The sequence below is a fragment of the Ornithinimicrobium flavum genome (assembly GCF_004526345.1).
GTDB classification, from domain to species: Bacteria; Actinomycetota; Actinomycetes; order Actinomycetales; family Dermatophilaceae; genus Ornithinicoccus; species Ornithinicoccus flavus.
This window is the reverse complement of sequence record NZ_CP038213.1, coordinates 2,883,269-2,909,915: the sequence shown is the minus strand read 5'-3', so window position 1 is coordinate 2,909,915 and position 26,647 is coordinate 2,883,269. Positions and strand designations below refer to the sequence as shown.

Here is a 26,647-nt window from a genome sequence, read left to right as displayed (position 1 = left end):
AGAATGGGTCTTGAGGACAAGATTCCTGGCGGGATCATGCTGGGCACCGTCGAGGGGCTGGTCGGTCAGCTGCGCCAGTACTCCGTGTGGCCGGCGACCTTCGGCCTGGCCTGCTGCGCCATCGAGATGATGGCCGTCGGCACGCCCGACTACGACATCGCCCGCTTCGGCATGGAGCGCTTCGCCGCGACCCCGCGCCAGGCCGACCTGATGATCGTCGCCGGCCGGGTCTCCCAGAAGATGGCCCCCGTCGTGCGCCAGGTCTACGACCAGATGCCGAACCCGAAGTGGGTCGTCTCCATGGGCGTGTGCGCCAGCTCCGGCGGCATGTTCAACAACTACGCGATCGTCCAGGGCGTGGACCACATCGTCCCCGTCGACATCTACCTCCCGGGGTGTCCGCCGCGACCGGAGATGCTGCTCAACGCCCTTCTGGAGCTGCACAAGCAGATCCGCGAGTTCAAGTTCGGCGTGGACCGGGTCGCCGCGGCGCGCGCCGCCGAGGAGGCGGCGATGCGGGCTGTGCCGACGCGCGAGATGAAGGGGCTGCTGGCGTGACGACCACTCCCACCGGACCGGAGACGCCGGACAAGAACGCCCCGGCCCAGGAGACCACGCACGACCCGGCCAACCACCCCCCGCAGACCCCCGAGCAGGTCGTCGACACGGCCCAGGCGTGGGTGCAGGGCGGCGCGGGAGCGGTGCGACGCGCCGTGCCCGGCGAGCCGGTGCGGATGGCGCACCGGCAGGGCATGTTCGGCGGATCGGTCAGCGGTGACACCTCTGGCTACGGCGGGCTCGAGGCGCCCGTGCTCTTCCCGGGCCAGGCCGAGCGCCCCTACGGCTCCTACTTCGACGATGTCGTCGACGCCCTGGAGGCCGCGGCCCCCGAGGCCTTCGCGGCCGGCGTCGAGATGGTCGTCGTCGACCGCGGCGAGCTCACCATCCACGTCCACCGCGACCAGCTGCTCGAGCTGGTCCGCCCGCTGCGGGACGACGCGCGGCTGCGGTTCGAGATCTGCACCGGCGTCTCGGGCGTCCACTGGCCCGAGCAGACCGGCGCCGAGCTGCACGCCGTCTACCACTTCCTGTCGATCACCCACGGCATGCGTCGCGTCCGGTTCGAGGTCACCGCCCCCGAGTCCGACGCCCGCGTCCCCTCGATCGTCACCGTCTACCCCGCGACCGACTGGCACGAGCGCGAGGTCTTCGACATGTTCGGGATCGACTTCGAGGGCCACCCCGGCCTGACCCGCATCCTCATGCCGGACGACTGGCCCGGTCACCCGCAGCGCAAGGACTACCCGCTCGGCGGCATCCCGGTGGAGTACAAGGGCGCCACCATCCCCGCCCCCGACCAGCGGAGGAGCTACACCTGATGGCCACCACGCACGACGAGACCCAGGGCCCGACCACGGACTACTACGCCGAGGGCGGCCCCACCACGGACCCCGACGAGGGGCCGGTCCTCACCGCGGGCGGCGGCGACTGGGACGACGTCGCGGCCGAGGCCGCGGCGATCGGTGCCGAGCGCATCGTGGTCAACATGGGCCCGCAGCACCCCTCGACGCACGGCGTGCTCCGGCTGGTCCTCGAGCTGGACGGCGAGACGGTCCGGGAGGCCCGCGCCGGCATCGGCTTCCTGCACACCGGCATCGAGAAGAACATGGAGTACCGCACCTGGGTGCAGGGCACCACGTTCTGCACCCGGATGGACTACCTCACGCCGATCTTCAACGAGACGGCCTACTGCCTGAGCGTTGAGAAGCTCCTGGGCATCACCGACCAGATCCCGCAGCGCGTCAACGACATCCGCGTCCTGATGATGGAGCTCAACCGCATCGGCTCGCACCTGATCGCCCTCGCCACCGGTGGCATGGAGCTCGGCGCGACCACGATCATGACGATCGGCTTCCGCGAGCGCGAGCGGACCCTGCGCTTCATCGAGGCCGTCTCGGGCCTGCGGATGAACAACGCCTTTGTCCGCCCGGGAGGCGTGGCCCAGGACGTGCTCCCTGAGCACCTGGACCTGCTGGAGGCCGAGCTGCCCGGGCTGCGCGACGGGGTGCACGAGCTGGAGCTCCTGCTGCTGGAGAACCCCATCTACAAGGGCCGCACCGTCGACGTCGGCTACCTGTCGCTGGCGCACTGCATGGCCCTGGGCATCACCGGCCCGATCCTGCGCTCCACCGGCCTCCCGCACGACCTGCGCAAGGCCGAGCCGTATTGCGGGTACGAGACGTACGACTTCGACGTCATCACCCGCCGCGACCACGACGCCTACGCGCGCACGGTCATCCGGCTGGAGGAGATCTGGCAGTCGATCCGCATCGTCGAGCAGGCCATCGCCCGGCTGCGCGCCAGCCAGGGCGAGCCGGTCATGGTGGCCGACCGCAAGATCGCCTGGCCCGCCCAGCTGTCCGTCGGGGCCGACGGCCAGGGCAACAGCCTGGACCACATCCGCGAGATCATGGGCGAGTCCATGGAGTCCCTCATCCACCACTTCAAGCTGGTGACCGAGGGGTTCCGGGTCCCGCCGGGTCAGGCCTACGCCACGGTGGAGTCCCCGAAGGGCGAGCTGGGCTGCCACCTGGTGTCCGACGGCGGCACCCGCCCCTACCGTGCGCACTTCCGTGACCCCAGCTTCAACAACCTGCAGGCGGCCTCGGCGCTGGCCGAGGGCGGCCTCGTCGCCGACGTCATCGTCGCCGTCGCCTCGATCGACCCCGTGATGGGAGGCGTGGACCGGTGAGCACCGACCACACCCGGAGCACCCAGGAGCAGCAGCGGGGCGTCGCCCGCTCCGACCACATGTTCGCGGAGTCGCCGCTGCACCCGCAGGCACCGTTGCACGCCTCGGACGAGCCCTACGACGACCAGGTGCTGGAGCAGCTGCGGACGGACGCGGCCGCCATCATCGCCCGCTACCCGCAGAAGCGTTCGGCCCTGCTGCCGATGCTGCACCTCATCCAGTCCGTGGACGGGTACGTCACCGGCCGCGGCGTGCAGTTCTGCGCCGAGGAGCTGGACCTCACCACGGCCGAGGTCAGCGGGGTGGCCACCTTCTACACCCAGTACAAGCGCCACCCGAACGGCGAGTACACCGTCGGCGTCTGCACCAACACCCTCTGCGCGATCATGGGCGGCGACCAGATCTTCGACGAGGTCAGCGAGCACCTCGGCATCGGTCACGACGAGACCACCGAGGACGGCCGGATCACCCTCGAGCGGGTCGAGTGCAACGCCGCCTGCGACTTCGCCCCGGTGGTGATGGTCAACTGGGAGTTCTTCGACCACCAGACCCCGGAGTCCACCAAGGAGGTCGTCGACCGGCTGCGCAGCGGCGAGTCGGTGACCCCGACCCGCGGGCCCTCCCGGGTCTGCACGTTCAAGCAGGTCTCCCGCGTCCTGGCCGGCTTCCCCGACGGCCTCGCGGACGAGGGCGTCGGCGCCGGGGAGGCCTCGCTGCGGGGCACGGTCCTGGCCAAGGAGAAGGGCTGGACCGCCCCCCGGGGTGGCGACGCGGGAGCCGCCGAGGCCAGCGAGGCCGCTCAGCAGGAGGGGCTCGCCGCCGGTCGCCACCTGTCGGTGAACGAGGCGGCCAACGAGCCGGACGAGAAGCCGACCGCCGAGGGCCCCGTGCCCGCGACCGGGGTGCAGGACAGCCCCCCGGACGCCGGGGACGCCACGGACACGCAGACGAGCGAGGAGGGCAAGGACACATGAGCACCCAGCTGACCCCCATCCTGTCGGCGTTCTGGGACGCCGAGCGCTCCTGGTCCATGGAGACCTACGAGCAGCACGAGGGCTACCAGGCGCTGCGCAAGGCGCTGCAGGACGACCCCGCCGACCTGGTCGCGGCCACCAAGGACTCCGGCCTGCGCGGCCGCGGCGGCGCGGGCTTCCCGACCGGGATGAAGTGGGGCTTCCTGCCCCCGCCCGACGGTGGGCCCCGCTACCTCGTCGTCAACGCCGACGAGTCCGAGCCCGGCACCTGCAAGGACATCCCGCTGCTCATGGCGGCCCCGCAGTTCCTCATCGAGGGGATGATCATCACCTCCTACGCCATCGGCTGCTCCCACGCGTTCATCTACCTGCGCGGCGAGGTCGTCCACGTCTACCGCCGGCTCATGCGCGCGGTCGAGGAGGCCTACGAGAAGGGCTACCTCGGCAAGGACATCCTCGGCACCGGCTTCGACCTGGACATCACCGTGCACGCGGGGGCCGGGGCCTACATCTGCGGCGAGGAGACGGCCCTGCTCGACTCCCTCGAGGGGCGGCGCGGCCAGCCCCGGCTCAAGCCCCCGTTCCCCGCGGTGGCCGGGCTCTACGCCCGTCCCACGGTGGTCAACAACGTCGAGTCCATCGCCTCGGTGCCGCCCATCGTGCTGCACGGCGCCGACTGGTTCGCCGACATGGGCACCGAGAAGTCCACGGGCTTCGGTCTGTTCAGCCTCTCCGGTCACGTGGAGCGCCCGGGGCAGTACGAGGCGCCGCTGGGCATCACGCTGCGCGAGCTGCTCGAGATGGCCGGGGGCGTCCGCGGGGGCAGGAAGCTCAAGTTCTGGACCCCCGGCGGGTCCTCGACGCCGATCTTCACCGACGCCCACCTCGACGTCCCGCTCGACTTCGAGTCGGTCGCCAGCGAGGGGTCGATGCTCGGCACCCGCGCCCTGCAGATCTTCGACGAGTCGGTCTCCGTGGTGCGCGCAGTGTCCCGGTGGACCGACTTCTACGCCCACGAGTCCTGCGGCAAGTGCACGCCCTGCCGTGAGGGCACGTTCTGGCTCAAGCAGATCATGACCCGCCTGGAGAAGGGCCAGGGCCTGGAGGGCGACGTCGAGAAGCTGCTGGACATCTGCGACAACATCCTCGGCCGCGCGTTCTGCGCGCTGGGCGACGGCGCGACCAGCCCGATCACCTCCGGTATCCAGTACTTCCGCGAGGAGTTCGAGGCCGGGATGCACACCCCCTGGCACGAGCTCTTCCCGCCGGAGCGCAACACCCTCTTCTCGAAGGAGAGCCAGCCCGCATGAGCATCACCGACAAGGCGGCCGAGCAGACCGCGACGGACGTGAAGATGGTCGAGCTGACCATCGACGACGTCCCCGTCTCCGTGCCGGAGGGGACCCTGGTGATCCGGGCGGCGGAGCAGGCCGGGATCCACATCCCCCGCTTCTGCGACCACCCGCTCCTGGACCCGGTGGGGGCCTGCCGGCAGTGCCTGGTCGACGTCGCCACCCCCGACCGCGAGGGCAACGTCAAGCCGATGCCCAAGCCGCAGGCGTCGTGCACGATCGTGGCCACCCCGGGCATGGTCGTCAACACCCAGCACACCAGCCCGGTCGCCGACAAGGCGCAGCACGGCGTCATGGAGCTGCTGCTCATCAACCACCCGCTGGACTGCCCCGTCTGCGACAAGGGCGGGGAGTGCCCGCTGCAGAACCAGGCCATGTCCGACGGCCGGCCTACCTCCCGCTTCGACGACGTCAAGCGCACCTTCCCCAAGCCGGTCAACATCTCCTCCCAGGTCCTCCTGGACCGCGAGCGCTGTGTCCTGTGCGCCCGGTGCACCCGCTTCTCCGACCAGGTCGCCGGTGACCCCTTCATCGCCCTCATCGAGCGCGGTGCCCTGCAGCAGGTGGGCATCTACGAGGAGAAGCCGTTCGAGTCCTACTTCTCCGGCAACACCGTCCAGATCTGCCCCGTGGGGGCCCTGACCGGCGCCGCCTACCGGTTCCGCTCCCGCCCCTTCGACCTGGTGTCCACCGAGAGCGTCTGCGAGCACTGCGCCTCGGGCTGCGCGATCCGCACCGACCACCGTCGCGGTGTCGTCCTGCGCCGGATGGCGATCAACGACCCGGAGGTCAACGAGGAGTGGAACTGCGACAAGGGCCGCTGGGCCTTCCCCTACCCGACCCTGGGTGACCGGCTGCACGACCCGGTCGTCCGCGGCGCGGACGGGGAGTATGCCGTCGCCTCCTGGCGGGACGCCTACGCCGCCGCCGCCCGCGGCCTGGCCCAGGCCCGCGGCCGGGCCGGGGTGCTGCCCGGCGGCCGCGTCACCGTCGAGGACGCCTACGCCTACGCCAAGTTCGCCCGGCTGGCGCTCGGCACCAACGACGTCGACCACCGCGCCCGCCCGCACAGCGCCGAGGAGGCCGACTTCCTGGCCGCGGTCGTCGCCGGCAACCACGACGTCAGCTACGCCACGCTCGAGGAGGCCACCTCGGTGCTCCTCGTGGGGCTGGAGCCGGAGGAGGAGAGCCCCATCGTCTTCCTGCGGCTGCGCAAGGCGATGCGCCGCAGCAGGACCGCGGTCTACGCCGTGGCCCCCTTCGAGACCCGCGGCCTGACCAAGCTCGGTGGCACCCTCCTGGCGTCGGCGCCCGGGACCGAGGCGGAGGTGCTGCAGGCGCTGGCCGAGCACCGCGCCGGCGCTGCGGCCCGACCGGTCGACGGGGCGGTGGAGCCCATCGGCGACGCCAACCCCTACCACGCGGCCTCCGACGCCCTCGGCGACGGCTCGGTCATCCTCGTGGGCGAGCGTCTGGCCACCGTGCCCGGGGCGTTGTCCGCGGCCGCCGAGCTGGCCCGCTCCACGGGGGCGGCCCTGGCCTGGGTGCCCCGTCGGGCGGGGGAGCGCGGTGCCGTCGAGGTCGGCGCTCTGCCCAACCTGCTGCCCGGCGGACGCCCGGTGGGAGACCCCTCGGCGCGCGACGAGGTCGCCGCGCGCTGGGGCATCGACGGCGGTGCGGTCCCGGTGCAGCCGGGGCGGGACACCTCCGAGATCCTGGCCGCGGCCGCCCGCGGCGAGATCGGTGCGCTCGTGGTCGGCGGCGTCGAGATCGACGACCTGCCGGACCCGCAGCTGGCCCGCGAGGCCCTCGCCCGGGCCTTCGTGGTCTCGCTGGAGATCCGCGAGAGCGACGTGCACGAGTTCGCCGACGTGATCCTTCCGGTCGCCCCGCAGCAGGAGAAGGCCGGCGCCTACGCCACGTGGGAGGGGCGGCTGCGTCCCTTCGACCAGGCGCTCGCCTCGCAGGCGAGCCCGGACCACGTCGTCCTCGACCGCCTGGCCGAGGTCATGGGCGTGGTGCTCGGTGCCGGCTCGGTGGCCGCGCTGCGTCACGAGCTCAGCGGTCTGGACGAGTCGTCCGTGGCCCGGCCCGCGGCCCCGCGGACCCCGCCCGCCGGCCCGGCCTCGCCGGGCGAGGGCGAGGCGGTCCTGGCGACCTGGCACCACCTGCTGGACGCCGGCCGTCTGCAGGACGGCGAGCCGTTCCTGGCCGGCACCGCCCCGCAGGCGCGGGCCCGGATCTCCGCCGGCACCGCCGCGGCCCTGGGCATCGACGAGCACGGTGCGGTCACGGTCGCCACCGACCGCGGGTCGCTCACCCTGCCGGTCACCCTGACGCCCATGCACGACCGGGTCGTCTGGATCCCGACCAACTCCGCCGGCTCCGCGGTCCGGGCGACCCTGGGGGTCGACGCCGGCGCGGTGGTCCGGCTGACCGCCGCCGACCACTCCGAGTCCCGAGGTGAGGCATGAGCGTCGTGACCGCATACCCGCAGATCCTCGCGGCCGGTGCCGAGCTGGGCTCGCGCAGCGACTTCCCGGCCGCCGACTTCAGCGACACCCCCTGGTGGTTGTCGCTCATCAAGGCCGCGCTGGTCTTCGTCTACCTCATGCTCTCCGTGGTCATCGTCATCTGGTTCGAGCGCCGCGTGATCGGCCGGATGCAGCAGCGTCCCGGCCCCAACCGGTTCGGCCCCCTGGGCCTGCTCCAGACGGCCGCGGACGGCATCAAGCTGTTCTTCAAGGAGGACGTCACCCCCAAGGCCGCGGACAAGCTGATGTTCATCGCGGCGCCGCTCATGGTGGGGTCGCTGGCGTTCGTCTCCTTCGCGATCATCCCGATGGCGGGGGAGGTGCGCATGTTCGGACACACCACCCCGCTGCAGCTCACCGACACCCCCGTCGCGGTGCTGCTCGTGCTGGCGGTCGCCGGGGTCGGTGCCTACGGGTTCGTGCTCGCCGGCTGGTCCTCGGGCTCGACCTACCCCCTGCTCGGCGGCATCCGCTCCACGGCCCAGGTCATCTCCTACGAGATCGCGATGGGGCTGTCCCTGGTCGCGGTCTTCCTGTTCTCGGGGTCGATGTCCACCAGCCAGATCGTGGCCGCGCAGGCGCAGCAGACCTGGCTCGGCATCCCGATGTGGTATGTCGTGCCGCTGTTCTTCTCCTTCGTCGTCTACCTCATCACCATGGGTTTGGTCGGGGAGACAAACCGGCTGCCCTTCGACCTCGCCGAGGGTGAGGGTGAGCTCGGTGGTGGCTTCCACACCGAGTACTCCTCGATGAAGTTCGGCATGTTCTTCCTGGGCGAGTACGTCAACATGTTCACCGTCTCGGCCCTGGCGACCACGCTCTTCCTCGGCGGCTACCACGCCCCGTGGCCGCTCAACCTCATCGGGGACGGCATGCTCTCCGAGGGCTGGTGGGGTCTGCTGTGGTTCACCCTGAAGATGTGGGGCTTCATCTTCTTCTACGTCTGGCTCCGCGGCTCCCTGCCGCGGGTGCGTTACGACCAGTTCATGCACCTGGGTGGAAGCTGCTGATCCCGCTGTCGCTGGTGTGGGTGGTCGCTGTCATCCTCATCCGTGCCGCCCAGGAGGGCTTCTTCGGCGGCGGCCGCTTCGACCTCGTCCTCACCCTGCTGGGCATCGGCCTGGTGGTGCTCCTGGGGATCTTCGCCTGGGACCGCAGCGCGCAACGGCGCGCGGCCGAGCGGGAGGAGCGCGAGGCCGTCCCCGACGAGGTCGACCCCTTCGCGGAGGGCTACCCCGTGCCCCCGCTGCCGGGCCAGACGCTCGTCGAGCCCGGCGCCGGCCGCCGGCTGGAGCAGGCCAGCGCCGTCCCGGCGAGCACGACCACCACCGACGACCCGGAGGAGAGCCGTGGCTGACCAGACCGACCCGACCCCGGAGGGCAGCACCAGCCCGCAGCGGCGTCCGAGCGCGCCCCCGCCGGCGCAGCCGTCCGTCGACCCCACCGGCGGCAAGAAGGAGCCCGGGATCCTGGGCCAGTTCTTCGCCCCCGTCGCCGGCTTCGGCGTCACCTTCGCGACGATGTTCCGCAAGGTGCCCACGCAGGAGTACCCCGAGGTCAAGCGCCCCACCGCCAAGCGCTTCCACGGCCGGCACCAGCTCAACCGTCACCCCGACGGGCTGGAGAAGTGCGTGGGGTGCGAGCTGTGCGCCTGGGCCTGCCCGGCCGACGCCATCTACGTCGAGGGTGCCGACAACATCCCCGGGGCCCGCTTCTCGCCCGGTGAGCGCTACGGCCGCGTCTACCAGATCAACTACCTGCGCTGCATCTTCTGCGGCCTGTGCATCGAGGCCTGCCCGACCCGCGCCCTCACCATGACCAACGAGTACGAGATGGCCGACACCGCGCGCCAGCCCCTCATCTACGAGAAGCACCAGCTGCTGGCTCCCGTCGGTCCCGACATGCCCCCCGCCGTTCCCGATGGCGGAGGGTATGGAGGAGCGCGACTACTACCGCGGCCAGGTCACCGGTGCCACCCAGGCCCAGAAGGACTACGTCGCCGAGCGCGAGCAGGCGGAGCAGCAGGAGGTCCCGCGGTGAACCCAACCCCCGCCCCCGAGATGATCACCGGGATGGAGGTCACCCTGTTCTGGGTGATGGCCGCCATCGCCGTGGTCGGTGCGCTGGGGCTCCTCTTCGCGCGCAAGGCGGTCCACGCCGCCATGGCCATGGCCATGGTCATGGTCAGCCTGGGCGTCATCTACATCGCACAGCGTGCGGAGTTCGTCGGCATCATCCAGGTGTTCGTCTACTCCGGCGCGGTGATGATGCTCTTCCTCTTCGTGGTCATGCTCATCGGCGTGGACGCCTCGGACTCGATGGTGGAGACCCTGCGCGGCCAGCGCCTCTGGGCCGCACTGCTCGGGCTGCTGCTCATCGTCGGCGCGGTGATGGCGCTGACGTCCGTCCGCTGGCCCACCCCGGACGTCACCCTGGAGGACGGCGCGCAGAGCGAGGGCACCGTCACCGCCCTGGCGCGCGAGATCTTCGAGCGCCAGGTGCTGCCCTTCGAGGTGCTCGGCGCCCTGCTGGTCATCGCGGTCATGGGGGCGATGGTGCTGGCCCACCGCGAGCGGCTCACCCCGAGCCGCGGCCAGCGCGAGATGTCGACCGAGGCCCTGCGCCGCGGCACCTGGCTCGCGGGGAAGCCCAACCCTGGTGTCTACGCCCGCCACAACGCGGCCGACACCCCCGGTCTGCGGCCTGACGGCACGCCCGTGGAGGAGTCCGTCCCGCGCGTGCTCGTCGCGCGCGGTCAGGTCACCAACCCCGCCGACTACCGGCTGACCACCGGCACCGCCGCGGGCGAGCCCCCGGGCGACATCCTCCCGGGTGACCTCCCCGAGGGTCAGGTGGCCACCACCGACGACGAGGGCCGGCGGCTGCACCTGGACGACACGGCTGCGCACGAGGAGGAGAGCCGCTGATGGGTCTGGAGGCCTACGTCTACCTCTCGGTGGTGCTCTTCGCGCTCGGTGCCATGACGGTGCTGACCCGGCGCAACAACATCATGGTCTTCATGGGCATCGAGCTCATGCTCAACGCCAGCAACCTGGCCCTGGTCACCTTCGCGCGCATGCACGGCAGCGTGGACGGGCAGGTCTACGCCCTGTTCGTCATGGTCGTCGCCGCCGCCGAGGTCGTGGTCGGGCTGGCCATCATCATGTCCATCTTCCGTGCGCGTCGCTCGGCCTCGGTCGACGACGCCAACCTGCTGAAGCTGTAAGGAGGCACCGAGGTGATTCCGCTCTCGTCGCTCGCTCTGGCGGCCAGCGAGCCCATGGCCTACGACGCTGTCTCCGGGGGTATGGCGCAGGTCGGGTGGCTCATGATCGCCCTGCCGCTGCTGGGCGCCGCCCTGCTGCTCGTCGGCGGTCGCGCCACCGACTCGTTCGGGCCGCTGCTGGCCACCGTGCTCTCCTGGGGCTCGTTCGTGGTCGGCGCGCTCGTCATCGTCCAGATGACCGGGTTCGCCCCCGGGGACCGCGCCCTGCAGCTGCCGCTGTGGGAGTGGGTGGCGGTCGGTGACCTCACCCTGCGGGCCGGGCTGCTCATGGACCCGCTGTCCATGGCCTTCGTCATGCTCATCACGTTCGTGGGCTCGCTCATCCACGTCTACTCCCTGGGCTACATGGAGCACGACCCGGACAAGCGCCGGTTCTTCGCCTACCTGAACCTCTTCGTGGCAGCCATGCTCATCCTGGTCCTGGCCGACTCCTACCTCCTGCTCTTCCTGGGCTGGGAGGGTGTCGGTCTGGCCTCCTACCTGCTCATCGGCTTCTGGAACTCCAACCCGGACTACGCGGCCGCCGCCAACAAGGCGTTCATCGTCAACCGGGTCGGTGACGTCGGGCTCATCACCGCCATGGCGATGATGCTCGCCACCTTCGGCGCGCTCGACTTCGCCACGGTGCACGGCAACGCCGAGGGCGCCAGCCCCCTGACCCTCACCCTCATGGGCCTGGCCCTGCTGCTCGCGGCCTGCGGCAAGTCCGCGCAGTTCCCCCTGCAGAGCTGGCTGGGCGACGCGATGGCCGGCCCGACCCCCGTCTCGGCGCTCATCCACGCCGCGACGATGGTCACCGCCGGCGTCTACCTGGTGGCCCGCAGCCAGGCGATCTACGACCTCACGCCGGACGCCCGGCTCGCGGTCGCCGTCGTCGGTGCGGTCAGCCTGCTCTACGGCGCGATCGTCGGCTGCGCGAAGGACGACATCAAGAAGGCCCTGGCGGCCTCGACGATGTCCCAGATCGGCTACATGATGCTCGCCGTCGGGCTGGGCCCGATCGGTTACACGTACGCGATCTTCCACCTCATCACGCAGGGGTTCTTCAAGGCCAACATGTTCCTGGGCGCCGGGTCGGTCATGCACGCGATGAACAACCGCGTCGACATGCGACGTTTCGGCGCGCTGTCCCGCGAGGTGAAGATCACCTGGATCACCTTCGCGGCGGGGTGGCTGGCCATCATCGGCTTCCCGTTCACCGCGGGCTGGTTCTCCAAGGACCACATCATCGAGTCCGCCTTCTCCGCGCCGGGCTGGCAGGGCTGGGTCTTCGGCCTGGTCGCTCTGCTGGGCGCCGGGATCACGGCCTTCTACATGTCGCGCCTGTTCTTCATGACCTTCCACGGCAAGGCCCGCTGGGAGGACGACCAGCACCCGCACGAGTCGCCGCTGACCATGACGGTCCCGATGATGATCCTGGCGCTCGGATCGCTCGTGCTCGGCGCGGTCCTCTACCCCACGGGCATCCTCCCGAACTGGCTGGACCCGGTGTTCGGTCACGTGGCCGAGGCCGAGCCGCTGATCCCGCTGATCGGCATCCAGGTCTCGGTCTTCGTGCTCATGGCGATCGGCGTCGGCCTGGCCTGGATGATGTACGGCCCGGGAGGTCCCCGTGGTCGCGCCGGAGGGCAGCGCCCTCACCCGGGCCGCCCGGAAGGACCTCTACCAGGACGAGGTCAACGACGCGCTGTTCGTCGGCCCGACCATCACCGGCGCCGCCACCATGGTGGAGGCCGACCGGGTGATCGTCGAGGGTGCCACCACCGGTGGTGCCGTCTCGGCCGTGGGCGGGCTCGCGTCCGTCCTGCGGCGGGCCCAGAACGGGTTCGTCCGCTCCTATGCCATGACGATGCTGCTCGGTGTCGTCGCCATCCTCGGTGTCGTGTGGGTGATGCAGTGATGAACTTCCCCTGGTTGACCACGCTGCTGGTGCTGCCGGCACTCGGCGCCCTGGTCGTGGCGCTGCTGCCCAAGGGCAGCACGGCGGTGCGCCCGGTCGCGCTCGGCGTCTCGCTGCTGACCCTGGCGGTCGGCGTCGCGATGGCCACCCAGTTCCAGGTCGGCGGCACCGAGCAGTTCCAGCTCACCGAGATCTACTCGTGGATCCCGCAGTTCGGCGTCTCCTACGCCCTGGGCATCGACGGCATCTCGCTGACGATGATCCTGCTGAGCCTGGTCCTGCTGCCGATCTGCATCGTCGCGGCCTGGGACGACGTCCCGGCCGTCGGCCGCCGTCAGCACACCTACTTCGCCCTCATGCTCTCGCTGGCCCCGATGATGGTCGGTGTCTTCGCGGCGATGGACGTCTTCCTCTTCTACGTCTTCTTCGAGGCGATGCTCGTCCCGGTCTACTTCCTCATCGGGATGTTCGGCGGGGCCCGGCGGGCCCGTGCGGCGACCACCTTCCTGCTCTACTCCCTGGCCGGCGGGCTCATCATGCTGGTCGCCGTCATCGGGGTCTACCTGGCCGGCCCCCGCGGCACCGACGGCTTCCTCGTCACCAACCTGACCGGTCTGGACCTGTCGGTGGAGGCCGGGCGCTGGCTCTTCCTGGGCTTCTTCATCGCCTTCGCGATCAAGGCGCCGATGTGGCCGGTCCACACCTGGCTGCCGCTGGCCGCCGAGCAGGCTCGCCCGGCGACCTCGGTCCTGCTGGTCGGGGTGCTGGACAAGGTCGGCACCTACGGCATGATCCGCTTCTGCCTCACGCTCTTCCCGGAGGCCAGCCAGTGGGCGACCCCGGTCATCATCACGCTGGCGCTGGTCTCGCTCTTCGTCGGTGCCTTCCTGGCGATCGGTCAGGACGACATCCTGCGGCTCATCGCCTACACCTCGGTCAGCCACTTCGGCTTCATCGTCCTGGGCATCTTCGCCTTCACGACCGTCAGCCAGACCGGTGCCACCCTCTACATGGTCAACCACGGCTTCACCGCCGCCGGGCTGTTCCTCGTGGCGGGCATGCTCATCATGCGGCGCGGCTCGCGCTCCATGAGCGACTTCGGCGGCTGGCAGCGGGTCACCCCGCTCATCGCCGGGGCCCTGCTCGTCTCGGGTCTGTCGGGCCTGGCCCTGCCGGGGCTGAACTCCTTCGTCAGCGAGTTCCTCGTCATCATCGGCACCTTCCAGCGCACCTGGTGGGTCGGCCTCATCGCCGCCCTGGGCGTCATCGTCGCCGCGATCTACATCCTGGTCATGTACCAGAAGATCGCCACGGGCCCCCGGCCCGAGCTGGGCGACCGGGTCGTCCCGGACATGACCGGCCGGGAGAAGTGGGTCGTGGCCCCGCTCATCGTCGCCTTCCTGGTGCTCGGCTTCTTCCCGCAGCCGGTGCTCGACGTGCTCGAGCCCGCCGTGCAGCAGACCATGCAGACCGTGGGGGTCACCGATCCCGCCCCGGCTGTCGACACCACCGCTGAGGGGAGTGGCCGCTGATGGGTGGCTCCATGTTCGTCGCGCCCGAGATCGACTACGTGGCGCTCCTGCCGATGATCATCGTCTTCGTGGGAGGTCTTGCCGGCGTGCTCGTCGAGGGCTTCGCCGGCCGGGGGTCGCGGTATGCCGTGCAGGTCCCGCTGGCCGTCGCGACCCTGGTCCTGGCCTTCGTCGCCCTGGTCGTGCTCGGCCGGGACCGCCAGGGCCTGACCGCCGCCGACACGGTCGCCGTCGACGGTGCCGCCCTGGTCCTGCAGGGGCTCATCCTCCTGCTGGCGATCCTCGGCATGATGGTCATGGCCGAGCGCTTCGGCGGGCCGCAGCCGGACGCCTTCACCCAGGCCGGCGCCTCCAGCCCGGGGTCCGCCGCGGAGACACAGGCCGTGCGCCTGGGGGCGACGACCACCGAGGTCTTCCCGCTCACGCTGTTCTCCGTCGGCGGCATGATGCTCTTCGTCGCCGCCAACGACCTGCTGCTGCTCTTCATCGCCCTCGAGGTGCTGTCCCTGCCGCTCTACATCCTCACCGGCCTGGCCCGTCGCCGGCGGATGCTCTCCCAGGAGGCATCGCTCAAGTACTTCCTGCTCGGCAGCTTCGCCTCGGCCTTCTTCCTCTTCGGGGCCGTGCTGCTCTACGGCTTCGCCGGGTCGATGCGGTTCGCCGACATCGCGGCCGCGATCGGCACCGAGGTGGGGATGAACGGCCTGCTGGTCCCCGGTGTGCTGCTGGTCGCCGTGGGCCTGCTCTTCAAGGTGGGTGCGGTGCCGTTCCACTCCTGGACGCCCGACGTCTACCAGGGTGCCCCGACCCCCGTCACCGGCTTCATGGCCGCCTGCACCAAGGTCGCGGCCTTCGGGGCGATGCTGCGGGTCCTCTACGTCGCCGTCGAGGGCGCCGCCCTGGACTGGCAGCCGGTGATCGCCGTGGTGGCCGCGCTGTCCATGGTCGTCGGTGCGCTGCTCGCGGTCGTCCAGACCGACGTCAAGCGGATCCTCGCCTACTCCTCGATCGCGCACGCGGGGTTCATCCTCACCGGGGTCATCGCCCTGGACGAGGTCGGCATCTCGAGCACGATCTTCTACCTCATGACCTACGGCTTCATGACCATCCCGGCCTTCGCCGTCGTGGCCCTGGTCCGCTCCTCGGGCACCGAGGCGACCCTGGTCGAGCAGTGGCGGGGTCTGGGCCGACGGGCACCCTGGCTGGCCGCCGCCTTCACCTTCCTGCTCATGGCCTTCGCCGGCATCCCCCTGACCTCGGGGTTCACCGGCAAGTTCGCGGTCTTCTCGGCCGCGGTCAGCCAGGGCTGGGCGTGGCTGGCGGTCCTGGGTGTCCTGGCCAGCGCGGTGACGGCCTACATCTACTTCAAGCTGGTCGTGGCCATGTGGCTGGGTGACGAGGCCGGCGACACCGCCGTGGCCGACCCGTCCTGGATGACGACCTTCGCGATCGTCGTCGGCGTCGTGGTCACCCTGGCCCTGGGCGTGATGCCCGCGCCCGTCCTCGACCTCGCCCAGAGCGCCGCGGCCTTCGTCCGGTGAGCGTCCCCACGCTCCCGGGGGTCGACGAGGCGCTGCAGGCCCGCGTGGCCGACGGCATGGCGGCGGTCGCGCGTCGGCTGGAGGAGGTCGTCGACCACGACGACCCCTTCATCGCCGAGGCGTCGGGGCACCTCGTGGCTGCCGGGGGCAAGCGCTTCCGCCCGCTGCTCACCCTGCTGGCGAGCGAGGTCGGCCGGGGGTGGGACGAGCACGTCGTCGACGCGGCCGTCGGGGTCGAGCTGACCCACCTGGCCTCCCTCTACCACGACGACGTCATGGACGAGGCCGAGCTGCGGCGGGGGTCGAGAGCGCGAACTCCCGCTACGGCAACTCCACGGCGATCCTCATCGGCGACCTGCTCTTCGGGACGGCCTCCAGGGTCGTGGCCGGGCTGGGCGCCGAGGCGGTGCGCATCCAGGCCGACACCTTCGTGCGGCTGTGCGCCGGGCAGATCCGGGACGACCGGCAGGTCGCCGAGGGTGAGCGGGCCGGCACCTCCGGGGCGGGGGACACCCTCGCCGGGGCCGCGGACGACCCGGCGGCGGTGACGGCATACCTGTCCATCCTGGCGGACAAGACGGGCTCCCTCATCTCCACGGCGGCCCGCTACGGCGCGATGTTCGGCGGGTGCGAGCCCGCCACGGTCGTGACCCTCACCGCCTTCGGGGAGAAGCTGGGCGTGGTCTTCCAGCTCGCCGACGACCTGCTCGACATCGCCTCGGAGTCCAGCGACTCGGGCAAGACGCCCGGTGCCGACCTGCGCGAGGGCAAGGCCACCCTGCCGGTGCTCTACGCGCGCACCTCCACCGACCCCGCGGACGCCAGGCTGCTGGAGCTGACCCGGCGGGCGGTCGAGGACCCGGAGGAGCTGGCGGAGGCGCTGGCGCTGCTGCGGGCCCACCCGGCCATGGACCAGGCCCGCCGGCACACCGACCGGGTGGCGCAGGAGGCGCTCGACCTCCTCGTCGACCTGCCGCCCGGCCCCGCCGTCGAGGCGCTGCGGGCGCTCGTCGACGGTGTGTCGCACCGCGCGGGCTGACAGACTGCCCCCATGGCGACACCCATCCGCGTCTACCTGCTCGACGACCACGAGCTGGTGCGTCGGGGGTTGCACGACCTGCTGTCGGCCGAGCCCGACATCGAGATCGTGGGGGTCGGGCAGCGCCGTGCGGGCGACCGCCGAGATCGTCGACCTGGTGCCCGACGTCGCGGTGCTCGACGGTCGGCTGCCCGACGGGTCGGGGATCGAGGTGTGCCGGGACGTGCGTGCGGCCGACCCGCGGATCCGTGCGGTCATCCTCACCAGCTACGACGACGACGACGCGCTCTTCGCCGCCATCATGGCCGGCGCCGACGGTTACGTCCTGAAGCAGATCGCCGGCACCGACCTCGTCGACGGGATCCGCAGCGTCGCCTCCGGGCGCTCCCTCATCGACCCGGCCCTGGTGAGCAAGGTGGTCCAGCGGCTGCGCGAGCCCCGACGCGACCCCCAGGCCGAGAAGCTCGCCCTGCTGACCGACCGGGAGCAGCGCATCCTCGAGCTCATCACCGACGGGCTCACCAACCGGCAGATCGGCCAGGAGCTGTTCCTGGCCGAGAAGACGGTGAAGAACTACGTCTCCTCGCTCCTGGCCAAGCTGGGGATGGAGCGGCGCACCCAGGCGGCCGTGCTGGGGGCCAAGCTCTTCGAGAAGTGAGGGACCAAGGTCCCGCGGGAAGTGGGGACCTCCGCCTCTACTACGTGCTGTCGGATGATGCGACTCTGGAGTCAGCCACCAAGACACCACCACGAAGGAGATGGCTGACATGAGCACCAAGACCCAGCACGACACCCACCCCGAGCTCGCCACGCTGGACGGTGAGCGTCACCTGCTGCCCGAGGCCGGGGGCTACGCCCTGGGCGTCCTGCGCATCGCGTTCGGCTTCTACTTCCTCTGGGCGTTCGTCGACAAGCTCTTCGGCTTCGGCTTCGCCACCCCGGCCGAGCGCGCCTGGCTCAACGGCGGCAGCCCGACCACCGGCTACCTGTCCGGCGTCGAGGGCCCCCTGGCCGGCTTCTACAACGGGATGGCGGGCATCGCCGTCATCGACTGGCTGTTCATGCTCGGCCTGCTGGGCATCGGCCTGACCCTCATGACGGGCATGGGTGCCCGGGTCGGCGCTCTCGCCGGCGCGGCCATGTACCTGTTCATGTACGGCGCCTCCCTCCCCACCGTCACCAACCCCTTCCTCGACGACCACCTCACCGGTGCCATCGTCATGCTGGTCATCGCCACCATCCCCGCGGCCTGGAGCTACCTGGGCCTGGGCTCGATGTGGCGTCGGCTGGCTCCCTCCTACCTCCGCTGAGGTAGGACCGTGGACGCCGCGGTGCGGGCACAGGTGAAGTGCCCGGTGCTGGTCGGCGTCGACGGATCGACGCACAACGCCTCCGCGGTCGCCTGGGCGGCCGCGGAGGCGTGGTCGTCCCCCGACAAACCCCCGCTCGTGCTGGTGCACGGCAGCGAGGGCCCGGAGGAGTCGTCGTCGATCGGTCGCGCCATCCTCGAGCGGGCCCTGGCCGACGTCGCCCGGCAGGCCCCCGGGCTGGACGTGGTGACCGAGGTGCGGCACGGCGGGGTGCAGGCGGCCCTGAGGAGCGCAGCCACCACGTGGTCGGCCCCCTGCCCGGCCCCCGTCCCCGCCCTGCTCGTCCTGGGCCGGCGGGGCCACGGACCCTCGCGCCGGGTGCGGCTGGGCATGACCGCCCGACGCCTGGTGCACGAGGCCGGGCCGGCCGTGGTGGTCGTCCCCGAGGTCTGGGCCCCGGGCACGACCCCGGTCGACGCCCCGGTCGTCGTGGACGTCGGGGAGGACGAGCAGGAGGGTATGCGGACGCTGGGCGTGGCGATGGACCGGGCGGCCCGCGAGGGCCGGCGGGTCCTGGCCGTCCTCGTCTGGTCCGCCGCGCCACCGCTCGACCCTCCGGACCGGCCGATCGGTGAGGTCTGGGCCGACCACGCGGACCGGGCCGAGCGCGCCCTGGAGACGTTCCTGCGGCCCTGGCGGCAGGCCTACCCGGAGGTGGTGCTGGACGGCGTCACGACCGACCGGCACGCGGTGGCCGCCCTGCTGGACCACGCCGAGGGGGCCGAGCTGCTCGTCGTGCCCCGCGGTGACCGGGGCTGCGCGGTGGTGGAGTACGCCGAGGGCCCGGTGGCGGTGGTCTGAGGCTGCGGCGACGACGGTCGCGACGTCACGGGCGTCGGGTCAGGGCAGCGGCACCGACCACTGCAGCCGGGTGCCCCGCGGGGAGGCCGGGTCCAGCCGGACCCGGCCTCCCCGGTCCGCTGCCCGGGCCCGGACGTTGGACAGGCCGCTCTCCACGGCGCCACCGGCCACCCCCACGCCGTCGTCCTGCACGGTGAGCGACAGCGTGCCGGGGTCGATCCTCGCGGTGACCTGCACGCTGGACGCGCGCGCGTGCCGGGTGACGTTGGACAGGGCCTCCCGGACCACCATGAGGACCTGGGAGTGCAGCTCCTCGTCCGGCACGGAGTCCAGCGGCCCGTGGACGTGCAGCACCGGCGCGAAGCCCAGGGTGGGGGCGTAGCTGTCCACGAGGGCGCGCAGGTCGGCCCGGAAGGACCCCTGCCCCGGGTGGTGGCGCAGCTCGAAGATGGTGGCCCGGATGTCCCGGATCGTCTGGTCCAGCTCGGCCACGGCCCCCTCGAGGCGCTCGACGAGCTCGGGCGACCCGGCACGGCGCGTCGCGCCCTGGAGGGTCAGCCCGACGGCGAAGAGCCGCTGGATCACCAGGTCGTGCAGGTCCCGGGCGATGCGGTCGCGGTCCTCCAGCCGGGTGACCAGGTCGTGCTCCCGCTCGCCGTGGGCCCGGTCGAGGATGAGGGCCGCGTGCAGCGCCAGGGCGCTGATGACGTCCTGCACCTGGTGGGGCGGCACGCCCCGCGGCGGTGACCAGGCGTGGACGACGAGCACGACGTGCTGCTCGCCCCGGGTCTCCAGCGGCACCAACGAGGTCCACCGCCGGTGGACCCCGTCCGGCCGGGGCACCGTGCCCCGGGCCGACCAGTGGTGGGCGGTCCCGGCGCCGAGGACCTCCTCCAGGTCGGGCTGCAGCTCGACGAGCACGGCGGCGGACCGTTCGCCGTCGGCGGCGAGGACGCGGTGGGGTCCGGAGCCGGGACGGGCCACGAGAGCCACGGCGTCGGCCCTGGTCAGCTCCCGGGTCCGGGTCACGAGCAGCGGCAGGGTGACCTCCAGGTCGACGCCGTCGGCCAGCGTGCGGTCCAGCTCCCACACGGCGTCGGTGATGCGCTCGTGCAGGTCGCTCACCTCGCGCTGGCGCAGGGTCTCCACGCGCGAGCCCAGCGCGAAGGCCACGGCGTCCAGGGCCGCCCGGCTGCGCGCCCCGACGGGGCCGGGGAGCTGCCCGAGCCGGAGCACGCCGAACCGGCCGGACTCGACGGTCACCTCGGCCGACAGCACCGGACCCCCCACCGCCCGCTCGCCGTCGCCGCCCGCCCGCCGCCCCTCGCCGTCCGCACCCTGCCCGTCGCCCGCCAGCAACCAGCGCTCGACCTCCTCGTCGGTGAGCGCGCTGCCGTCGCGGGCGACGACGAGCAGGTCGTCGGGGTGACGGTCGTCCGCGACCGCGAGCAGGGCCGCCCCGGCCCCGGTGAGGCTGCGGGCCAGACGCAGGCCGTGCCGGGCCAGCGACGAGGCGTCCTCGGCGCTGCCGATCTCCCGCAGCGCGGCCAGCAGGGCGAGGGTGGACTCGCTGGGACCGTCGGTGGTCCGGTCGGGGGTGCTCATCGTCGGACCACGCTACCGGCCCGGCGGTCACGGATCGACCCACCCGGCGGCACGTCGTCACCTCGCCGGACGCGGCCGTCAATCCACCGGACGTGGTGGCCACCCCGCCGGACGCGGTCGTCACCTCGCCGGACGCGGTCGCCGCCCGGTCCGCACCGCATACCCTGGGGATCCCCACCCCGAGAGGACCTGTCGATGAACTGGCGCCGCGTCGCCGCCGGCGTGTGGGCGATCCTGCCCCTGGCCGCGCTGCTCGTCACCACCGTGACGATGCCCACCGTGGACCCCGCGCTCACCGCGCGGCTGATGGCGGTCGTCGTGCTGTGCGCGCTCGGGGCGGCCGTGATGGCCGTGCTCCAGCGGGTCGTGCCCCAGTCGTGGTCGAGGTGGGCCCTGGCCGCGCTCGCCGGGGTGGGGTGGGGGGCCTGGCTGCTGCACCTGCTCACCGCGTCGCGGGGCGGGAGCCAGGACGGGGGAGTGAGCCAGCCGGTGCTGCTCGCCGCGCTGCTCGGCGCCGTGGTGGCGGGCGCCGTCGGGTATGCCGTGCACGGCCGCCGGCGGCCGACCCCCGCCCAGCTCCGGGCCCTGGTGCCGGAGCGGTCCCGGGTGCAGGCCCTGCGCGGTCGGCAGGTGCGGGAGGTGCGGCCGTGGAGCACAGACCTGGACTCGCGCACGATGCGGGTCATCGGCTGGGGGGTCCTGGCCGTCTTCGCGGTGGCCCTCGTCGTCGTCCTGGTGGGCGGGCAGGGATGGGTGGCCGCCCTGGTGCTCGTCCTGGTGGGTGCCGGCACCTGGGCGCTGGCCCTGGCGTGGAGCGCCGTGCGGGTGGAGGTCGACGTCGACGGGCTGGAGGTGCGCTCGCGCGTCGCCCCGGTCCGACTGGTCCGGGTGCCGGCCGAGGAGGTCGCGGGGGTGGCCGTGCAGGACCTCGACCCGATGCGCTGGGGCGGCATCGGTCTGCGGCCCTCGCCGGACCGCACCTCCTTCATCGTCGACGAGGGCGGGCCCGGCCTGGTGGTCTACCGACGCGACGGGCGCCGCCTCGCGCTCCAGGTCACCGAGGGTGACGCTGTCGCGCGGGACGGCGCCCGCGAGCTGCTGCAGGCGGCCGGTCAGCGGCTGGCGACGACCTCCGGCTCCTGAGCCGCGGACGGCCCGCCGAGCGCCCGCTCGAGCTTGGCACCCTCGACGTCGACGTCCGGCAGGATCCGGTCCAGCCAGCGGGGCAGCCACCAGGCGCGCTCGCCCAGCAGCGACAGCACCGCGGGGGTGAGGGTCATCCGGACCAGGAAGGCGTCGACCAGCACACCCAGGGCCAGGCCCAGGCCGATGGGCCGGACCATCGTCAGGTGGGCCCACACGAAGCCGGCGAAGACGGAGATCATGATGATCGCCGCCGCGGTGACGACCCGGGCGCTGTGGTTGAAGCCGGTGACGACCGCGGTCCGCGCGTCGCGTCCGTGCACGTGATCCTCGCGCATCGCCGAGACGAGGAAGACCTGGTAGTCCATCGCCAGCCCGAAGAGGATGCCGATGAGCAGGATGGGCAGGAAGGACAGCACCGGCCCCGGCTCGTGCACCCCGAAGACCGGGCCGAGGTGCCCCAGCTGGTAGACGGCCACGACCGCGCCGAAGGCGGCGACGATCGACAGCAGGAAGCCGGCGGTGGCCAGCAGCGGCACCCAGATGGACCGGAAGACCAGCATCATGAGGATCAGCGACAGGCCCACGACGACCAGCAGGTAGATCGGCAGCGCGTCGGAGAGCTGCTCCGAGATGTCGATGTTCGCGACGGTCTGGCCCGTGATGTCGATGCTGGCGCCGTGCTCCTCGCCGAGGGAGCCCAGGTCGGCGTCGAGGCGGTCGACCAGCGCGACCGTCGACTCCTCCGTGGGTCCACCGGCCGGCTGCAACTGGAAGGCGAGCACGTCGCGGGCGTCGTTGACGCCTGCGGGCAGCACCCGCTCCACGCCTTCCACGGCGGCCAGGTCCTCGGCGATGTCGGCCTGCTTGTCGATCAGCGCGACCTCACCCTCGGCGATCGGCTCGTCGAGCTCGGCGACGGCCAGGATGGGCCCGGCGGCCCGGCGCCGAACTCGCTGCGCACGGTGTCGTAGGTGGTGTAGGCGGTCGAGCCCAGCGGCTCCGAGCTGCTGTCCGGCAGGCCGAGCCGCAGCTGGCCCGTGGGGTAGCCCAGGGCCGCCACGATCGCGATCACGCCCAGGATGGCCAACCAGGGACGGCGCTGCACCACCGCGGCCCAGCCGCGGGTGGTGTCGGCCTCCCGCGCGTCGTCGGCGTCGGCGAGATCGTGGTCGCCGGCCGCGATCGCCCCCCGCTCCTTCTTCGGCAGGACCCGCAGGCCCATCACGGACAGCAGCGCCGGGGTCAGGGTGATGGCCACGAGCACCGACAGGGCCACGGTGGCCGCGGCGACGAGGCCCATGGTGCCGAGGAACGGCATACCGGTCAGCACCAGGGCCGACAGCGCGATGATGACGGTCAGCCCGGCGAAGGTCACGGCGTTGCCCGAGGTGCCCACGGCCAGCGCGATCGACTCCTGGACCGGCATGCCGTGCCGGAGCTGCTGGCGGTGCCGGTTGATGAGGAAGAGCGAGTAGTCGATCCCGACGGCCAGGCCGAGCATGAGCGCCAGGACCGGGGTGATCGACTGCATCTCGATGAGCGGCGAGAGCGCGAGGGAGCCGGCGACCCCGACCCCCACCCCGACCAGCGCCATGAGGATCGGGAGACCCGCTGCGACCAGGCTGCCCAGCATGACGATCAGCACCAGGCCGGCCACGGCCAGGCCGACCGCCTCGCCCGGGCCGAAGACGCTGTTGAGATCCAGCGCGAACTCGGCGGAGAAGTCCACCTCCACCCCGCTTCCGTCCTCGATGGCGTCGCCGATCCGCTGGATCTCGTCGGCCACCTCGGGCGTGATGGCCTGGGCCGAGCCGCCGGTCACCGACACCTGGGTCATCGCCACGGTGCCGGCCTCGTTGACGACCCGCAGCCCGTCGGTGAGCGCGGCCAGGCGCTCGCCGGCCTCCAGCTGGGCCTCGCCGTCCGCGAGCTCGGCGCGTCCCGCCTCGAGCTCGGCCTCCCCGTCGACGATCTGCTGCGCGCCTCGTCGAGCTGCTCCTCGGCCGCCACCAGCTCGGCCTCGCCGGCGGTCAGCTGGGCCTCGCCGGCCTCGATCTCCGCGAGCCCGGCGTCGATCTGCTGCTGCCCGGCGGCCAGCTGCTGGCGCCCGCCGTCGATCTGGGCCTGGCCCGCGGCGATCTCGGCGCGGGCGGCCTCGGCCTGCGCCGGCGGCACGAGACCCGCGGCGACCCCACCCTCGAGCTCGGCGCTGCGCGCGTCGAGCTCGGCCTGCGCGGCGTCCAGCTGCTGGGCCTGCGCGTCGAGCTCGGCCTGGCCGGCCTCCAGCTCGGTCCGCCCGGCCTCCAGCTCGGCGCGGCCGGCCTCGAGCTGCTCCCGCCCGTCCTCCAGCTCCGTGCGCCCGGTCTCCACCTGCTCACGGGCGTCGGCGAGGTCCGCCTCCCCCTGCTCCAGCTCCGCCCGACCCTCCTCGAGCTCGGCGCGGCCCGCGGCCAGGTCGCCGGAGGTGGCGTCCACCTGGGCCTGGCTCGCGAAGGGGTCGATGGCCTCGACCCCGGACATCGCGTTCCACTGCTCGACGACCCCGGCGACCGCCTCGCGCTGCGCGTCGGTGAACGGCTCGTCCGCCGTGAAGACGACGGTGCCGGTCGTGCCGGACGCCTCGGGGATCTCCTCGCGCAACGTCTCGAGCACGGTCTCGAACCGGCTGCCCGGGATGGAGATGTTGTTGTTGAGCGGCTTCATCAGGGTGAGGGCGCCGGTGGCGACGATCGCCAGCAGCGCCACCCAGGCGGCGACGACGCCCCACCGGTGACGGGCGCACCAACGGCCAAGACGGTTGAGAAGGACGGCCACGGTCGTGGTCCTTTCGGTCAGGAGCGGGGGGTCGGCCGCCACCCGCGGGCCAGGTGGCCCAGGGCGCGGTCGAGGTGGTCGGCGAAGGAGGTCAGGTCCGCGTCGGTCAGGCGGGAGGGGTCGGTGAGGCTGGCGATCCACTCCTGCTCGGCGGCGGCGAAGGCGTGCATGACGCTGGCGGCCAGGGTGGTGAGGTAGAGCGTGTCGGTGCCCTGCGGGAAGAGGTCGCGCAGCCGGGTCTCCAGCCACGCACCCAGCTCGGTCCAGACCGCCCGCTCGATGAGGACGGCACCCTCTCCGGTGGTGCCGTGGCCGTTGAGGGCGGCCATCCAGCCCAGGAAGTCCCGGTCGACGCCGCCCTCGGCCACGAGCCGGCGCAGCGCCTGCAGCGGGTCGCGCGGCAGCAGGTCCGTGTCGATCCCGCCCACCATCTGCTCCGCGTGCGCGGAGAAGACCTCGACCAGGACGGCCGGGATGCCGGCGTAGTAGTTGAAGAAGGTGCGCCGCGAGATGCCCGCGTCCTCGGCGAGCCGGTCCACGGTGATCTCCTCCACCGGGGTGGTGCGCACGAGGGCGTGCAGCGCCTCCACGACCGCCTCGCGGGTGCGGACCTTGTTGGCCTCTCGGCGGCCGAGGGCGGTGGAGACGCTCACCGCTCCACGGTACGCCCGAGCTTGCACGCCATGCAAAATTGCATAGCGTGCACGGACAGTGGCGTAGGTCACGCCACCCGTTGCCACGGTCCGCTAGGGTCGCCCCACACCGACGAAGGAGTCGACATGGCCCCTGTCTGCCACCAGTGCCGACGACGCCGGGCGGGGCACGAGACCCTCGCCGGGCCTCGCCCGTGCGGGGACCACGGACCCACGGCGATCCCGACACGGACCCACGGCGATCCCGACCACGGACCCGCGGCCTGCCTGACCGCATACCCGCACCGAGCCTGTGGACAACTGTCACGAACGCGCGTCCGGTGCGGCAGGAACGCGCGTCCGGTGCGGCAGGAACGCCCGTCCGGTGCGGCAGGAACGCACGTCCGGTCGGGGAGGGGTCAGGGGGCGGGGTCCTCGAGGTCGCTGCGCAGGCGGGCGTCGGCTGCGTCGGACCTGGCGCACCATGTCGACGCTGAGGACGACGAGGGCGACCCACACCAGGGCGAAGCCGAGCCAGCGCGAGGCGGGCATCGTCTCGCCGAGGAGCAGACCGGCCCCGAGCTGCAGGAACGGGGTGAGGAACTGCAGCAGGCCGATCGTCGACAGCGGGACCCGGCTGGCCGCGGCCGCGAAGAGCAGGAGCGGCACCGCCGTCGCGACGCCGGTGGACATGAGCAGCAGCGCGTGGCCGGTGCCGTGCCCGCCGAAGGTGGTGGCGCCCGTGCGGTCCAGCCAGAGCAGCAGGACCACGGCGATCGGCAGGATGGTCAGGCTCTCCCCGGTGAGCGAGCGCAGCGGGGTGAGCGAGACGCCCAGCCGGTTCTTGAGCAGGCCGTAGAGGGCGAAGGACACCGCCAGCGCCAGGGAGATCCACGGCGGGGAGCCGTAGTCGATCGTCAGGTAGAGACCGGCCACGGCACCGATGGCGACGGCGACCCACTGCATCCGGCGCAGCTTCTCGCGCAGCACGACCACCCCGAGCGCGACGGTCACCAGCGGGTTGAGGAAGTAGCCGAGGGCCGCCTCGGTGACGTGCCCCGACAGGACGGCGTAGGTGTAGATCCCCCAGTTGGTCGCGATGAGGACCCCGGCCAGCGCCACGCCCGTGAGCCGGCGGGGCCGTCGGGCGAGGTCCACCAGCCAGCGCACGTCGCGGGTCAGCAGCAGCACCGCCGCGCAGATCAGCAGCGTCCACACGATCCGGTGCGCCACGACCTCCCAGGGGCCGGCGGGGCGCAGCGTGGTGAAGTAGAGCGGGAAGGCTCCCCAGATCAGGTAGGCGAAGAACCCGTAGACCGTGCCCTCCCGGCGCCGCCGCGCCTCCAGGGGGCTCACCCGTGCGCTCCGG

The 26,647-nt window shown here is 72.2% G+C and carries 19 protein-coding genes and 4 pseudogenes; 17 read left to right on the top strand and 6 right to left on the bottom strand.

Features of this window, described 5'->3' with window-relative positions; all coding sequences use genetic code 11:
• Positions 1–3: 3 nt before the first annotated feature.
• The 16 genes and pseudogenes from E3Z34_RS13680 (at position 4) to E3Z34_RS13600 (ending at position 19,081) form a co-directional block, all read left to right on the top strand.
• A complete protein-coding gene (locus tag E3Z34_RS13680) occupies positions 4–558 on the top strand; it encodes an NADH-quinone oxidoreductase subunit B (protein ID WP_134774046.1) in 555 nt (184 codons plus the stop codon).
• A complete protein-coding gene (locus E3Z34_RS13675) occupies positions 555–1,379 on the top strand; it encodes an NADH-quinone oxidoreductase subunit C (RefSeq protein ID WP_420818956.1) in 825 nt (274 codons plus the stop codon). Before E3Z34_RS13680 ends, E3Z34_RS13675 begins: the two co-directional genes overlap by 4 nt.
• The gene (locus E3Z34_RS13670; protein ID WP_134774045.1) at positions 1,379–2,752 is read left to right on the top strand and encodes an NADH-quinone oxidoreductase subunit D; all 1,374 of its coding nucleotides are present in this window, start codon (positions 1,379–1,381) and stop codon (positions 2,750–2,752) included. Before E3Z34_RS13675 ends, E3Z34_RS13670 begins: the two co-directional genes overlap by 1 nt.
• Positions 2,753–2,811: 59 nt before the next feature.
• Positions 2,812–3,726: an NADH-quinone oxidoreductase subunit NuoE gene (gene nuoE, locus E3Z34_RS13665; protein ID WP_134774912.1), complete on the top strand. Its 915-nt coding sequence runs from the start codon at positions 2,812–2,814 to the stop codon at positions 3,724–3,726.
• Positions 3,723–5,036 carry an NADH-quinone oxidoreductase subunit NuoF gene (gene nuoF / locus E3Z34_RS13660; protein WP_134774044.1) on the top strand — a complete coding sequence of 438 codons (1,314 nt, stop codon included), beginning with the start codon at positions 3,723–3,725 and terminating at the stop codon, positions 5,034–5,036. The genes nuoE and nuoF overlap by 4 nt, the downstream gene beginning before the upstream one ends.
• Entirely contained in the window at positions 5,033–7,552 is a 2,520-nt protein-coding gene (locus E3Z34_RS13655; protein ID WP_134774043.1) for an NADH-quinone oxidoreductase subunit G, read from the top strand. Before nuoF ends, E3Z34_RS13655 begins: the two co-directional genes overlap by 4 nt.
• Positions 7,549–8,969, top strand: a pseudogene (gene nuoH / locus E3Z34_RS13650) (NADH-quinone oxidoreductase subunit NuoH). The gene E3Z34_RS13655 and the pseudogene nuoH overlap by 4 nt, the downstream one beginning before the upstream one ends.
• Positions 8,970–9,078: 109 nt before the next feature.
• A pseudogene (gene nuoI, locus E3Z34_RS13645) lies at positions 9,079–9,652 on the top strand (NADH-quinone oxidoreductase subunit NuoI).
• A 20-nt stretch (positions 9,653–9,672) separates the two neighbouring features.
• Entirely contained in the window at positions 9,673–10,539 is an 867-nt protein-coding gene (locus E3Z34_RS13640; protein ID WP_134774911.1) for an NADH-quinone oxidoreductase subunit J, read from the top strand.
• Positions 10,539–10,838, top strand: a complete 300-nt coding sequence (gene nuoK / locus E3Z34_RS13635) for an NADH-quinone oxidoreductase subunit NuoK (RefSeq protein WP_134774042.1) — start codon at positions 10,539–10,541, stop codon at positions 10,836–10,838. The genes E3Z34_RS13640 and nuoK overlap by 1 nt, the downstream gene beginning before the upstream one ends.
• 12 nt (positions 10,839–10,850) lie before the next feature.
• Positions 10,851–14,330, top strand: a complete 3,480-nt coding sequence (gene nuoL / locus E3Z34_RS19910; protein WP_338043737.1) for an NADH-quinone oxidoreductase subunit L — start codon at positions 10,851–10,853, stop codon at positions 14,328–14,330.
• Positions 14,331–14,341: 11 nt separating this feature from the next.
• Positions 14,342–15,871, top strand: a complete 1,530-nt coding sequence (nuoN, locus tag E3Z34_RS13620; RefSeq protein WP_238695183.1) for an NADH-quinone oxidoreductase subunit NuoN — start codon at positions 14,342–14,344, stop codon at positions 15,869–15,871.
• A gap of 56 nt (positions 15,872–15,927) precedes the next feature.
• Positions 15,928–16,910: pseudogene (locus E3Z34_RS13615) on the top strand (polyprenyl synthetase family protein).
• Positions 16,911–16,922: 12 nt separating this feature from the next.
• Positions 16,923–17,568 (top strand): annotated as a pseudogene (locus tag E3Z34_RS13610) (response regulator).
• Positions 17,569–17,677: 109 nt separating this feature from the next.
• A complete protein-coding gene (locus E3Z34_RS13605; RefSeq protein WP_134774040.1) occupies positions 17,678–18,220 on the top strand; it encodes a hypothetical protein in 543 nt (180 codons plus the stop codon).
• A gap of 9 nt (positions 18,221–18,229) precedes the next feature.
• Entirely contained in the window at positions 18,230–19,081 is an 852-nt protein-coding gene (locus E3Z34_RS13600; protein ID WP_134774039.1) for a universal stress protein, read from the top strand.
• 39 nt (positions 19,082–19,120) lie between these two features.
• On the opposite strand, the gene E3Z34_RS13595 is transcribed toward E3Z34_RS13600, so the two are convergent.
• Positions 19,121–20,686, bottom strand: coding sequence for a sensor histidine kinase (locus E3Z34_RS13595; protein ID WP_134774038.1), 1,566 nt, complete (start codon positions 20,684–20,686; stop codon positions 19,121–19,123).
• Positions 20,687–20,881: 195 nt separating this feature from the next.
• Here E3Z34_RS13595 and E3Z34_RS13590 point away from each other — a divergent pair, with 195 nt between their 5' ends.
• Positions 20,882–21,829 (top strand): hypothetical protein, encoded by a 948-nt coding sequence (locus E3Z34_RS13590; RefSeq protein WP_134774037.1) that lies wholly within the window; start codon positions 20,882–20,884, stop codon positions 21,827–21,829.
• Here E3Z34_RS13590 and E3Z34_RS20465 read toward each other — a convergent pair.
• The 5 genes from E3Z34_RS20465 to rarD all read right to left on the bottom strand — a co-directional run bounded on the left by E3Z34_RS20465 (position 21,799) and on the right by rarD (position 26,634).
• Entirely contained in the window at positions 21,799–22,665 is an 867-nt protein-coding gene (locus E3Z34_RS20465; RefSeq protein WP_238695182.1) for an MMPL family transporter, read from the bottom strand. The two genes, E3Z34_RS13590 and E3Z34_RS20465, sit on opposite strands and share 31 nt — an antisense overlap.
• Positions 22,666–22,703: 38 nt before the next feature.
• Positions 22,704–23,669 carry an MMPL family transporter gene (locus E3Z34_RS20460; protein WP_238695508.1) on the bottom strand — a complete coding sequence of 322 codons (966 nt, stop codon included), beginning with the start codon at positions 23,667–23,669 and terminating at the stop codon, positions 22,704–22,706.
• Positions 23,666–24,646 carry a hypothetical protein gene (locus E3Z34_RS20455; protein WP_238695181.1) on the bottom strand — a complete coding sequence of 327 codons (981 nt, stop codon included), beginning with the start codon at positions 24,644–24,646 and terminating at the stop codon, positions 23,666–23,668. The genes E3Z34_RS20460 and E3Z34_RS20455 overlap by 4 nt, the downstream gene beginning before the upstream one ends.
• 17 nt (positions 24,647–24,663) lie before the next feature.
• The gene (locus tag E3Z34_RS13580; RefSeq protein ID WP_134774036.1) at positions 24,664–25,299 is read right to left on the bottom strand and encodes a TetR/AcrR family transcriptional regulator; all 636 of its coding nucleotides are present in this window, start codon (positions 25,297–25,299) and stop codon (positions 24,664–24,666) included.
• Between the two features lie 303 nt (positions 25,300–25,602).
• Entirely contained in the window at positions 25,603–26,634 is a 1,032-nt protein-coding gene (rarD, locus tag E3Z34_RS13575) for an EamA family transporter RarD (RefSeq protein ID WP_134774035.1), read from the bottom strand.
• Positions 26,635–26,647 lie beyond the last annotated feature (13 nt).